This window comes from Listeria ivanovii subsp. ivanovii (assembly GCF_900187025.1).
Classification (GTDB): Bacteria; Bacillota; Bacilli; order Lactobacillales; family Listeriaceae; genus Listeria; species Listeria ivanovii.
On record NZ_LT906478.1, the window covers coordinates 611,259 to 624,914 of the forward strand.

The following is a 13,656-nucleotide window of genomic DNA, read 5'->3' on the forward strand; positions in this document are numbered from 1 at the left end:
TTATTTTGAAATATGTCGAAAATATGTCAAAAATGACTTTGTTTTGTGACTGAAATTTGAATGGAGAAGCCTTTTTCTGCGTTTATTTAAATAAGCTACTCTAATTTCGTGTACAGCCTATTACTCTACCTGTAATATATTAAATGTAACTAAGGAAAATTACTGAAGGAGAGAACTCTTTATGAAAAAAGCAAAACGGGTACGGAGCTACTTTTTATTAACATTAGCCCTTTTCTTATTATTTGGTCAATTTAATTTAGTGCCTTTCCATGCATTAGCAGAAGGAAATAGCAATAAAGATATTTCGTATGAAGTTCAAAAAGAGTTATCAAGAGATAAAAAGAAAGCTACTATTAAAATAAAGGCGATACCCCAAAATGAACAGGTGACAATGTTAACAGTGGAAACACCAGATGGCAAAAAAACAGAAGGAGAAGAAGCCACTTATATAGCCGAAAAAAATGGTGTTATAGATTTCACTATCACCTACCAGAATGCAGATGATGTTGAAACGACAGAAACCCAAACTTTCCATGCTTCTTATGAAGTAAGTGGTATTGTTTCTGAAGATGAAATAAACAAAACAAAGGAAACAGACGAGGCTCCAGGCTCCAAGGCTATAAATAACCAAAATCCAGCCACCCAAAAAGCGAACAAAAAGTTGCTTAAATCAGGACAGACAAATGTAACTTTAAGCATACCGGATTATAATAATACAGCCTGGGCTAATGGTGATATCAAAACGGTCACTACAACAGTAGAGTTTGGTGACAGCACTTCTTCTAGCAAAAAAGTGAATTTCGCTTTACCAGATGGAATGTGCTTTGTTTCAATACCTGCTTCGAACGATTATAAACCTGCTGATGGCGTAGAACCGAGCATCATAAACTATTTAAGTTCGAGTGACCCACTTGGCATTGCAATTACTTCGATGACCATTCCAAACCAAGAAACAACCTATAGTAAAGCAACCTTTGGAACAGTTAGTTATGACCTAAATCCTGGAACAGAAAAAGCGAGTTTTACTTTTTCAGTTCGAGTAGATGCGGCGAAATACTATGGTGCTACTGATTTACAATCTCCAATAAAGACGGAAGTGTATGTTGGGGAAGGAAGCACACCGGTTGCTTCCGCCGAGCAGACAATTCATGCAGAAGGAAATAAAGTGGTTGGTTTTGCAGCTCAAGATCATGTAAAAACAATGTTCCGTACCTGGTATGTCAATCATGGTTTATCAGAAGTTTTAGCTAGTAGCGATACAGAGCCCTCCTATAACTATACGAAGCCATACTCTGTTGTTAACGGTATAAATCAATTGGATTCCCGCGGGGCTTATGCGTATTTGGCAAAAAATTTAAAAGTAACATTGTATTATCCAAAAGGAATGGAATATGTTGGAGTTGTTAATAATAATGGAATCCCCATAACAAATAACTCTAATATCACGATAACACCATATCCAAACGAGAATAAGGTGATTATTGATTATAAACAAATGAATATAAGCAAGATAGATAATTCTATCTTTTCGGTGAAATATAAAATCCCTAAGGAAACAGTAGCGGGCACATATAGTGCGCCTCAAATACCACACGCAGTTATCACAACCTATGATAAAAAAGTATTTGAATCGGACGCATTGACCTCTATCCCTTCTAATTTGACAACACTAGCTTCACTGGATGAGTGTATAGTTGTTGATAAAACCATTAACAAAATGGTTTTAACTGGAGGAGAAAAAAATATCAATCCAGATAATGAAACATGGGCAGGAAGTATACAAGTTAATAATAGGAAAACAGCAGGTCTAAAAACCAATCAAGTTTATCAAATTCAGTTTGATCCTAATTGGGAAGCTTATACAGTTAATCTGCCTTTTGATGGTAGTATTTCAGATAATCAAATGACGGATATACAGTATAAAACGAATCTCAATTCAAGTTATCGAACGTATAAAGGTTCACTTCCTAAAATTAATAGCAATCGAATGGTTACATTAGATGCAGTTGCGGTTGGCCTCCAAGATGGAGAATACTTTACAGAGGTGAAAGCTAATGTAGGAGATTTTTCTGCTGGTTATATGAATACAGATCCAAATGGTGTTCATAGACCCAATTCTTCTACTTCTTACGGGATTGTCAAACCGGGAATAACATCTGTCCAGTTTAAAGGAGCAATTTGGGATGCAGCAGATGAAATGGAGACAAAATCATCTGGTATATCAACTTATAGTGTCTCAAATAATATTAGAACTGCAGCAAGTGGAACTGCGGCTTTTTATGATAAAGCAGGTACCCAAGTCAAAGTAGCAAGTGCAGGAGAAACCATCAAGACTAAAGCATTATTAGCTTTATTCGATTATCCTTATGGAACACGAACGGTGCTCAACAATCCAGAAGTATATCTACATGTACTACCCGGAATGACAATACAATCGTCCTCCATAAAATTAACTGATCAAGACGGAAAAAATGTTGATTTTACAATTAAAACGGAAACAGCCAATAATGGTGAAAAACTCTACGTTCTAAAAACGACAAATGTAACAGTAGGAGGCTATGTTGGCTATCCATCTAAGTCTCAATATCTTAATCTTAGCTATGATACAACATTTGATATGACGTTAGACAAAAGCATCAATATGGATGCGCAAGATATCATTGCTTGGGGTGGTCCTAATGTTGTTTCAGCAATAACTAATAACTGTTTTTCAGATACAGGATTAGATGTTAATAAAAACGGTAAAGACAACGAATACTTACTTTCTGTTGCTAGTAGCTCGCTAAGCATTCCGAAACAAGATACCGTTACTGTAGAAACCTTTTTAAGCATGGCTGGTGAAGGTGAAAAAGCTGCGTACGTTGAAGGAGAAGATAGCACCGTGTCTTACTTCACACCCGGAACTGATGCAGATTATACCGTTAAAATCACTAACACATCAAGCGGAGAGGCCAGTACCTTTGAACTCTACATCCCAATTCCAAAAACAGGCCAAGACTTCGGAGCCAAATTCCAAAGTGAAGCCTTCAAATGGGACATGAAACTAAACAGCGCACTGGATATCACTTCCGAACAACAATCCCATTTTGACGTGAGCTATACGACTACAGCAACAGCCGATAATTACGATTCGACTAGCATTTATAGCTCCACCGTTTCCGATTACGAAAAAGTTAATATGGTACGGATTAATGTAAAAACACAAATCAATGCCGGTGAAACTCAAACGTTTAAAGTACCACTCAAAGTGGATGAAACCTTTGAATCAGCCAATGAAGACAATAAAATCAGCGAACGAGATATCTATAATCCATATTACCGTGTTATTACCAATACTTTCTCTGGATCTCTATCAGGCACAAAAGTTGGTGCAGAACTCGTTATCGGTGAAATCTCCGGTACCTTGTTTAACGATAAAGATGTCAACGGGGTATATGAAAAAGACAAAGGAGACGAAGCTCTAACAAACGAAACTGTCGAACTCTACAAGTGGAATGACACGACAACCACTTATGAAACAATAACGAAAGATGGTGAGGTTATCACCACCAAAACCGATGCAAATGGGACGTATACTTTTGATTACCAATCTGATGTAGGCTACGGAAATTACGCAGTGAAATTCCCAGATAAAGCAGGTTACCAGTATACCTTGAAAAACAGTGGGAAAGATACCACGAGTGATAGCGATGTACCTTATAGTGGCACAGATAAAGGCTGGGCGAAAAATATCGACCCAACTCAGCCCACCTCCCAGTATATCAGTGCTGGGTATTATGCCTACAACCCAGCAGAAGATTTAAAAGTGAATTTAAATGAAAAACGTGTACAAGTAGGACGTAGTTTAGAAATCACTCTGCCAAAAGTAGCCTCTACAAGTGAACAAGCGGCAGAAAATACTATTGAACCTGCTTTTTTCCAAAATATTCAAGCGAGTATAAATGGCTACAAATGGACTGTTACTAATACGAGCATAGCCAGAATACAAACATTAAGTGATGGTTTAGCCGCAATTGTGGGTGTTTCTGCTAATGACAAAACGATTGCTACAACAGATATCACGATTGAGATTCAAGATATTTTGGGTACGAAACAAAGCTCCACTGCACCGGTGTATGTTACTTCCACAGACGGAACAATCATCCAAAAAGATGGCTTCACCATGGGAGCGACCGATTTTTCATTGGAATATAAAGAAGCTGTCTCATTAACGAATACACAGGCATTGGATCTTGCCAAAACAGCCGCCTTTGAAGAAGTGAAAAATGGTGCCAATTCCAGTGCTGTAGATTGCTTAAATTTGGTGCAAATCAACCAAATCCAATTGTCCGCGATAAAAAATGGCTCGAATCAAGGGGGAACCTATCCAATAACATATACGATTACTAAAGATGGGAAAAAAGTAGAAGTTAGTATTCAAGTAACCGTCGCGCAAGATTTAACCACCGTGAACGCGCATAATTCGACTCTTTATATTGGCGATACATGGAGCGCCACAGATAACTTTGACAGTGCGATAAATAAAGAAGGTAACTCAGTAGCATTCACGGATGTCACAGCTTCTGGGACTGTCAATACCAGTGTCGCAGGCACATATCCCGTAACTTACACCTATAATGGCGTAGCAGCAACCATTCAAGTAACCGTCAAAGAAAATCTGACGGCTGTAAATGCCCATGATTCTGTGATTTATACTGGCGATACATGGAGTGCCGCAGATAACTTTGACAGTGCTCTAAACAAAGAAGGCAATCCAGTGGCATTGGTGGATGTAACGGTGCTTGGTACCATCAATACCAAGCAAGCAGGCGAGAATACCATCACATATACCTATGATGGAGTGTCAACAACCATTACTGTAATCGTCAAAGAAAATAAATCTGGCATCAGCGCCCATGATTCCTCTATCTATGTAGGAGAAAGTTGGACCGCAGCTGACAACTTCGATAGTGCTTTTGATAAAGAGGGTAATTCAATCATTTTCGAAGATATCCGAGTCACTGAAAAACCAACAGTTGATACGAAGAAAGCAGGTATCTATCAAGTCACCTATAGCGATGGCAAAGTATCCAAAACCATTATGCTGACCGTCAAAGACATTCAAACTGCTGTCAATGCTCATGACTCAATTCTCTACACCGAAGATAGCTGGACCGCAGCCGATAACTTTGACAGCGCCCGTGATAAAGATGGTAATCCAGTTCCGTTCACAGCAATCCACGTAAGTGGTGATGTAGATACTGATAAATCAGGCACGTATCCCATAATCTACAGTTACGACGGCATCTCAACAACAATTAACGTTACCATCAAAGATCCGCAAACTACTGTTCATGCCCATGATTCTGTGATTTATACAGGAGATAGCTGGAGTGCAAAAGATAACTTTGATAGCGCGACCGATAAAAGTGGCAAAGCAGTCAACTTCCAAAAGGTCACCGTAAGCGAAAAGCCAAAGCTTAATACAGCTATAGCTGGTGTATATCAAATCACTTACAGCTATGACTGTTCATCGACCACTATTAAGGTCACAGTCGAACCAAGGCAAACCAGTATCAATGTTCATGATAGCACTATCTACGCAGGAGATAAGTGGACAACGAAAGATAATTTTGAACAGGCCACCGATAAAAAAGGTAACCAAGTTTCCTTCGCAGCTATGACTGTCACTGGTTTGGTAGACACGAAAAAACCTGGTACTTACGAAGTTAGCTATAGTTATGATGGAGTCAAAGTCGTGACACAAGTGACCGTACTAGAAAACCAATCCCAAATCACTGTACAAGACAGCACCATCCAAAAAGGTGATGATTGGACAGCTAAAGACAATTTCATCAGCGCAACTAATCGAGATGGCAAAGCTATAAGCTTCAAGCAAGTACAAACAAATGGTACGGTTAACCCAAACCAAGTTGGAGATTATCAAGTAACATATATTATCGACCCAAATGAAGGAACCACGGAGGCAGGTAAAAAACAATTATCAGTCACTGCCACAATACAAGTCGAAGATACAAGAAATCCGAAACTTCGAGTAAAAAGTAACATCCAACACACCGCCTACCATGAAAACGTGAAACCATTACCAAAAGCAGGGGACCAACCAACTGGATAATCTGGGTGGGAATTAGTTTACTAAACCTAAGCCTACTTCTATGGGTAATTAGTCGAAGAAAACGTAGCTATAAATAAGTAAAATAAAAAATGTGCTATCTCTTCTGCTCTATAGAAGTAAACACACAAAATACACATTGGAAATCTGAAATTAGATTTTCAATGTGTATTTTCCTGTTTTAGGCATCTCGTTATCATCTTTTCCTGTAGGATAACTTTCAATGGCTCTTAAGGACTCTATTTTGCAAGGTATAATTAATTATCGAACAGAAAAGGAGCGTTGCTAGACCTATAGTTTTTGTAAAAAATTATTTCGAATTATGTAAATTGTGGAAGTGCTTACAGGGCGGTACGATAGATTTAGGAGCAGGCCTTCTAAATAATTTTATCGCAACTAGTATGAAGAGGTGATAAGAGATGTTAAGTGGCAGAATGGTACTAATCATAAAATATTTAGAAGGCAAGAGTGAGTCGAATATTCGAGATATTAGTCGGAAGCTAGAAATATCTGAGCGGAAAATCCGATATGATATCGATAATATCAATGACGCACTAACGCTTAATCAATTACAGCCTATTACAAAGGAGGGAAAGGGAAGGCTAGTTTTATCAGCTGATTTGGCCAAATTAGTATTAGAAGAAAATGAAGCATATATCTATACCCCACAAGAAAGAATTAATATTTTACAGTACTTGCTATTTTTTAATATTAAAAAAGTGAATCTGGAGCATTTAAGTAAATGGATGAAAGTTTCACGAACCACAATAAAAAAAGATTTACTATTAGTAGAAGAAAGTTTGCAAAAAGCGAATCTTCAATTAGTTTATAAACAAGGCTATCATTTAAACGGTAATGAAAGCGCTGTTTTAAATGAACGCGTTCGGATTTTGCGTGATTATATTGATTTGATTCCAAATGAAGATACTGAAACTAATTTTTATAAGAAATGTATGCTCAATGAGATGAAGACTTCGCTCATAAATATTGATTTGAATGGCGTGAATGAATGGTCCAAGCAACTGCTGAAACAAATGGGCTGGATACTAAATGACGAATCTTATTACTGGTACTTAGCGAATATTTTAGTTTTTTGCTGGTATATAAAAAATGATGTTGTTAATCCATTAAATGATACTAAGTTAGTGCTGCCGATTTTTAATTCACAGTTAGTTCAAGGTATGGAAGCGATTTTAGACTCTAAACTGACGCAAGAACAGCTAAATATCTTGGTTGGTTTTGTCTTTTTTACTAATAAATATGCCAGTCTAAATGAAGAAATGGACTTGATAACAACTGAAACATTAGTGAATTCATTGATAAATAAAATGAGTGGAGAACTGAATTTACCTTTTCTAGAAGATGCGATTTTATATAAAGGGCTCTTGAATCATGTAGCACCTCTGATTGAGCGAATAAGAGGAAATGTACAAATCTATGAAGACACATTCGATGTAATTCCAGCTGAGTTTCTCTATGTTTTTCGTGCGACAAGTACAGCAATTAAAACAATTCCGTTACTTGAAAGTGTCGAAAATGAAAATGAGATTTCGTTGCTTTCGATTCATTTTTTAGCAAGCATTCAGCGAAATCAGCGAGAAGAAAAGCAAAATGCATTAATTGTTTGCGGACTTGGTTACGGAGCAATTGCGATGATGAAAGATGCGCTTAATAGCGAATACCAAATTGGCTTTATTGCAACGATTCCAGAATATATGTTGAAAGATTTTACCTCTTGGGAAGCCGTTGATTTAGTAATTACGACTGCAAAGATGACGACTCCCTTACCGAAGCCAACTATTAAAGTAAGTCCAGTTTTAAAAGAGTGTGATTTTGTAGCGTTGGAGAAACAAGGTCTAAAAAAGAAGAACATTTTAACTAGTTATTTTGCCATTAATAAGCGACTTAGTTTCCTTGAAAGTTCGGTTAAACAACAAGTTATTAGTGTGATTAAAGAAGAACTCGGCTACGGACATGTGAGTATTCCCAATCGAAAACTAGGCTTAAGTGACTTAATCGGAACCGATGCCATTCAAATTGTTTCCAAAATGGACTCATGGCGAGAAGCAATTCAACAAGCAACGAGCCTACTTGCGGATAATCACTTTGTTCAACCAGCTTATGCAGATAATATGATTGAAATACAAGAAGAATTAGGTTTTTATTCAGTGAAAGATAAGGAATTTGCATTGTTTCATGGAAATGATAGTAGTTTGGTTCAAATGAACAGTATGGCACTTCTCGTTAGTAAAAATCCAATTATTTTCGGAAATAAACAAGCAAGCGTAATTTTCATTCTTGCTAGTAAAGATAAAAAAGAGCAGATTCCGGCAATTATTACTTTAACAAAAATGACGTACCAAACGGATTTTATTTCAAAATTAGAGCAAGCGACAAATCCAATTGAAGCAAATCAAATTATCAAAAAATACGAAGAGGAGGTGAAAGAATATGGGGATGAAAATTGACTTCTTATCTATTTCTAACATAGAAGTGAAAACGAAAGAAGCAGCGATCCTACAATTAGTAGATACCTTAGACAAAGCCAGTTACCTAGGAGATAAAGCGCTATTTGAAAAAAATATTTTGGAACGCGAGAGGGAACTCTCTACCTATATCGGACATGGGATTGGTTTGCCACACGCCCAAAGTAGTGGTGTAGAGCGTCCATGTGTTGTAATTGGAAAGTTAAGTCAGCCGATACGCTGGACGACAGACGACGAATTTGTTCAAATTGTGTTTCTAATCGCAGTGCCAGAAAATAACAGCAATAATTTTCATTTAAAAGTACTTTCTAAGCTGGCAAGACTGTTAATGCATGAGGACTTTCGAGGGAAATTAAGTGAACTAGATGACACAGCAACAGTGGCTTTACTAAATAAAAGTGTGAAGGAGGACAACTAATGAGAACACTTAAATTTTTACAGAAACATTTGATGACCGCAACTTCTTACATGATTCCATTTGTCGTAGCAGGGGGGATACTTTTTGCGCTATCCGTGATGTTAAGTGGACAAGCGGCAGTACCAGATGCGGGGTGGCTCGCAAAATTAAACCAGATTGGCGCAGCAGGACTGGCACTTTTCATTCCGATTTTGGGCGGATACATAGCATTTAGTATGGCAGACAAACCGGGACTTGCTCCAGGGATGATTGGGGCATACTTGGCAAATGAAATTGGTGCAGGATTTATCGGTGGAATTGTCGCGGGTTTCCTGGCTGGTTTCGTCGTTATTCAACTGAAAAAAATTAAATTATCTACTTCGATGAAAACATTAGGATCCATTTTCATTTATCCACTGGTCGGAACATTAATAACCGGTGGGATTATCGTTTTCCTCATCGGCGAACCAATTTCTGGCTTTATGGACTGGATGACAAATGCTCTAAACAGTTTATCCGGAGCCGCAAAAGTTCCACTTGGGGCATTACTTGGAGCGATGATTTCCTTTGATATGGGCGGTCCAGTGAATAAAGTAGCAGCAACCTTTGCCCAGACACAAGTAGACACGCTTCCTTATTTGATGGGGGGGGTTGGAGTAGCGATTTGTGTGCCGCCTATTGGTCTTGGAGTCGCAACCTTACTTTTCCCTAAAAAATTTACACGAGTGGAGAAAGATTCAGGAATTGCTGCATTACTGATGGGAAGTGTTGGAATTACGGAGGGAGCCATTCCATTTGCGACAGCTGATCCTTTACGTGTTATACCGTCGATTATGGTTGGCTCGATTGTTGGAAATATCTCTGCGTTTCTATTTGGATGTTTGAATCATGCTCCTTGGGGAGGTTTGATTGTACTGCCTGTAGTAGATAATCGAATCGGTTATGTGATATCGATTGCGCTCGGAGCCGTCGTAACAGCGGTTATGCTTAGGATACTGAAAAAAGATGCAACTGAGCTGGACGAGGCACTGGAAGAAGGGCAAGAGATAGATGATTTAGATATTAATTTTGAAGATATTTAGAAAGGATGATAACGAATGAAAATTGTTGCAGTAACTTCATGTCCGAGTGGTGTAGCACATACTTACATGTCAGCTGAATCACTCGAACTTTCCGCCAAAAAATTAGGCGTTACTATCAAAGTCGAAACACAAGGCTCTTCAGGAATTGAAAATAAATTAACAGCTAAAGACATCGAGGAAGCAGATTGTGTGATTGTCACAAATGATGTAGAAATTAGAGAGAGTCAGCGTTTTAAAGGAAAGAAAGTTATCAAAATGAGCGTTTCTGACATTATCAAAAAATCCGATGCACTGATTAAAAAATTACAAACCATGTTTCCATAAAATCAAATTATAGGAGGAAGAAATAATTGAAATTACCTATTAAAAAAGCAGTCGAGTCACTTTTGAAATTACAAACAACCGGAGATAGCGCAACACTTATTGGCGTTGGTCCGATGTCACGAAATCTTTTGCAAGCAAGTTTTGAACTAGCGAAAGAAGATGATTACCCGTTAATGTTTATTGCGAGTAGGAATCAAGTAGATGCGGATGAACTGGGTGGCGGCTATGTCAACGGCTGGAACCAATTTAGTTTTATTGAAGCGATTAAAGAAGTAGCGAAAGAAGTGGATTTTGATGGATTGTATTACGTTTGTCGAGATCACGGAGGTCCTTGGCAACGTGATCAAGAACGAAATGATCATTTACCTACAGAAAAGGCGATGGAGCTCGGCAAGCATTCATATGTGGCGGACATTGAAGCGGGATTCGACTTACTGATGATTGATCCAACGAAAGATCCTTTTGAAGTTGGTAAAGTTATTCCGCTTGAAACCGTATTAGAACGTACGGTGGATTTAATTGCTTTTTGTGAAGCGGAACGGAAAAAACGTGACTTACCAGAAATTGGTTATGAAGTTGGGACAGAAGAGACTAACGGTGGGTTAACATCCACAGAAACTTACGAAAAATTCATCACCCAATTGAAAGTAGAACTCGAGCAGCGGGACTTACCACTCCCAACCTTTATTGTTGGTCAAACTGGAACTTTAACCCGAAAAACCGAACAAGTAGGTCATTTTAACTTTAAAAATGCGTATGATTTAGCTCAAATGGCGAAGAAATATGGTGTGGGCTTAAAAGAACATAACGGTGACTACTTAGATGACGTAACACTTCTTGAACATATCCCATCTGAAATTACCGCAACAAATGTAGCACCGCAATATGGTACAGAAGAAACAAGAGCTTATCTAAAACTAGTAGAATTAGAACGGAGATTGGTCGAAAATGGCTTAATCAAAAATGCTTCAAACACACGAGAAGTCTTACTCGTTCAATCTATCAAAAGTGAGCGCTGGCGTAAGTGGATGTTAGATGAACAAAAAGACATCACGATAAACGAAATTATGCAAGACAACGAATTATCACTGGAAATCCTAGACATTGCAGGTCATTACACTTTTAATGATGCAACCGTCAAAAAAGAAATAAACACATTATATGCCAATTTAGCTGCAAATAATATTGATGGTAAACGTTTTGTCATCGATCATATCAAGCGCCCAATCCGCAATTATTCCGAATGCTACAATTTAAAAGGCGCAACAACACGAATTAAACAACTAGCAAAATAATACCAGAAGAGCTTAAGTTTCGTGCTTAGGCTCTTTCTCCTATAACGTTTTAATGGTAGAGTATAAATAGTGAATGATACAGGAGGAAAAGATGATTAATTTAATTTTTGATATTGATGATACGGTCTATGATCAACTAAAACCATTTGAATCCGCTTTTAAAACTGTTTTTGGTAAGGAAAACAAATTGGAAATCGAAAATTTATACATTAAAAGCCGTTTTTATAGCGATGAAGTATACCACCGAGTTGTAAAAGGGGAAATACCCAAAGCAGAAATGCACATCTATCGCATCACCCAAGCGTTAAACGATTTTGATTACCAAATCACTAAAAAACAAGCAGAAGAATTCCAACGCGCATATGAAGATAATCAACGGAAAATTGCTCTTTCGCCTGGAATAAAAGAAACTCTTATTTGGGGGAAGAAGCACCATATCACAATGGGGATTATTACAAATGGTCCTGCTGAACATCAACAAAATAAAATAGATGATTTACAAATGAATAATTGGGTTCCAGTTGAAAATACCTTTATTTCAGGGAAAGTTGGCTTGGAAAAACCTGATAAACAATTATTTGAAATGGTAGAAAAAAAATTAGGAATTGTTGGTTCAGAAACCTTTTACATAGGCGATTCTTTTGAGAATGATGTTGTCGGAGCGAAACAAGCAGGGTGGAATGTGATTTGGCTTAATCGGCGGAAACATAAGAAACCAACCGAAGCTTTGTACCATCCTGATTTATGCGTGGAAAATGAATTAGAATTACTAACTTTAGTGCAAAATTTAATTTGATTATTAACGAAGATCTCTTTCAGAATTTGGAAGAGGTTTTTAAAATGTTGACAATCGTTATCAATAAAGATATTATAGACATATTAAATCTTTAATTAAGAGGGTGAACGAATGAAATACTCGAAAGCGACTAATTATGCACTACATACAATGGTATATCTAGCCAATTTGCCCGCAGAAAAGTCTGTTGGTGTAAAAGAACTGGCAAGCAAACAAAATGTGTCACCAACTTATCTTTCTAAAGTACTAACAATGCTCGTAAAAGCTGGATTTGTCGAATCGATTACTGGGGTAAATGGTGGATATAAATTAGCCAAGCCAGCAAACGACATCAGTTTTCTAGATGTAATTCAAGCAATTGAAGGGAAAACCGCCTTTTTTCACTGCGACCCTAAAAACCATTCCGAAAGTAAGCCACATTGTTTAATCGGAGAAGTCATGGGAAATGCTGAGCAAGAAATGGAAAATTATTTAAGTAAGCAAACGATTGGAAGTATCGTCGTAGAAACCGAAAAACATCATCATTAAAGGAGTGTTGACATGAATCATCATCACAATCACCACGGAGAAGCAGGTTTTAAACGCAAAGTCGATTATTTGGACCGCCCAGAACGGAATGAACTTTTAACGCCAGAAGAATTTATCCAAGCCATGCCTGTTAAGAAAACAGACACCATTTTGGATTTAGGAGCGGGAACTGGTTTTTTAACAATTCCAGCAGCAAAATTGGTGGATAATACAGTTTTTGCATTAGATTTGGATTCGAAAATGCTAGAACTGATTCAAAAGAAAGCGATAGAGGCTAATTTAACAAATGTGAAAGTTTTGGAAGCTAGCATGGAAGAGATTCCACTAGAAGCAGGGTCAATCAGCATTGCGCTCGCATCACTTGTACTTCATGAAGCAAGTTCGCTAACAGACGTACTAACTGAAGTGAATCGAGTCGTAAAAGTTGGCGGCTACTTCGCTTGTCTAGAATTCGACACCAAAGGAACCGACTTAAAAGGCCCGCCAATGGAAATCCAAATCTCAGCGGAAAAGTTAGAGCGAGAACTGGGGAAAGTAGGACTTGAAGTAGTGAACAACTGGGAACTTGGAGAGGGCATGTATGTGAGTATTGCGGAGAAGAGAAGGTAAACTAATAAAGAGTAGGGAATAACCTAC

Annotated in this window: 9 protein-coding genes; all 9 read left to right on the top strand. The window is 37.8% G+C overall.

What is annotated here, in order from left to right; genetic code table 11:
• The first annotated feature begins 181 nt into the window (after positions 1–181).
• The 9 genes from CKV67_RS02935 (at position 182) to CKV67_RS02975 (ending at position 13,629) form a co-directional block, all read left to right on the top strand.
• Positions 182–6,115 (top strand): putative cellulose-binding protein LCP, encoded by a 5,934-nt coding sequence (locus CKV67_RS02935; protein WP_077913074.1) that lies wholly within the window; start codon positions 182–184, stop codon positions 6,113–6,115.
• Positions 6,116–6,531: 416 nt separating this feature from the next.
• On the top strand, positions 6,532–8,580 hold the full coding sequence (locus CKV67_RS02940) for a BglG family transcription antiterminator (RefSeq protein WP_014092084.1): 2,049 nt from the start codon (positions 6,532–6,534) through the stop codon (positions 8,578–8,580).
• Positions 8,564–9,016: a PTS sugar transporter subunit IIA gene (locus CKV67_RS02945; protein ID WP_014092085.1), complete on the top strand. Its 453-nt coding sequence runs from the start codon at positions 8,564–8,566 to the stop codon at positions 9,014–9,016. Before CKV67_RS02940 ends, CKV67_RS02945 begins: the two co-directional genes overlap by 17 nt.
• On the top strand, positions 9,016–10,077 hold the full coding sequence (locus CKV67_RS02950; protein ID WP_014092086.1) for a PTS fructose transporter subunit EIIC: 1,062 nt from the start codon (positions 9,016–9,018) through the stop codon (positions 10,075–10,077). Before CKV67_RS02945 ends, CKV67_RS02950 begins: the two co-directional genes overlap by 1 nt.
• 15 nt (positions 10,078–10,092) lie before the next feature.
• Entirely contained in the window at positions 10,093–10,401 is a 309-nt protein-coding gene (locus tag CKV67_RS02955; RefSeq protein ID WP_014092087.1) for a PTS fructose-like transporter subunit IIB, read from the top strand.
• Between the two features lie 26 nt (positions 10,402–10,427).
• Entirely contained in the window at positions 10,428–11,696 is a 1,269-nt protein-coding gene (locus tag CKV67_RS02960) for a class II D-tagatose-bisphosphate aldolase non-catalytic subunit (RefSeq protein WP_014092088.1), read from the top strand.
• A 91-nt stretch (positions 11,697–11,787) separates the two neighbouring features.
• Complete coding sequence (locus tag CKV67_RS02965; RefSeq protein ID WP_025279785.1) at positions 11,788–12,492, top strand: HAD family hydrolase; 705 nt, start codon at positions 11,788–11,790, stop codon at positions 12,490–12,492.
• Between the two features lie 111 nt (positions 12,493–12,603).
• The gene (locus CKV67_RS02970) at positions 12,604–13,020 is read left to right on the top strand and encodes an Rrf2 family transcriptional regulator (protein ID WP_014092090.1); all 417 of its coding nucleotides are present in this window, start codon (positions 12,604–12,606) and stop codon (positions 13,018–13,020) included.
• Between the two features lie 12 nt (positions 13,021–13,032).
• Positions 13,033–13,629: a class I SAM-dependent methyltransferase gene (locus CKV67_RS02975; protein ID WP_014092091.1), complete on the top strand. Its 597-nt coding sequence runs from the start codon at positions 13,033–13,035 to the stop codon at positions 13,627–13,629.
• Positions 13,630–13,656 lie beyond the last annotated feature (27 nt).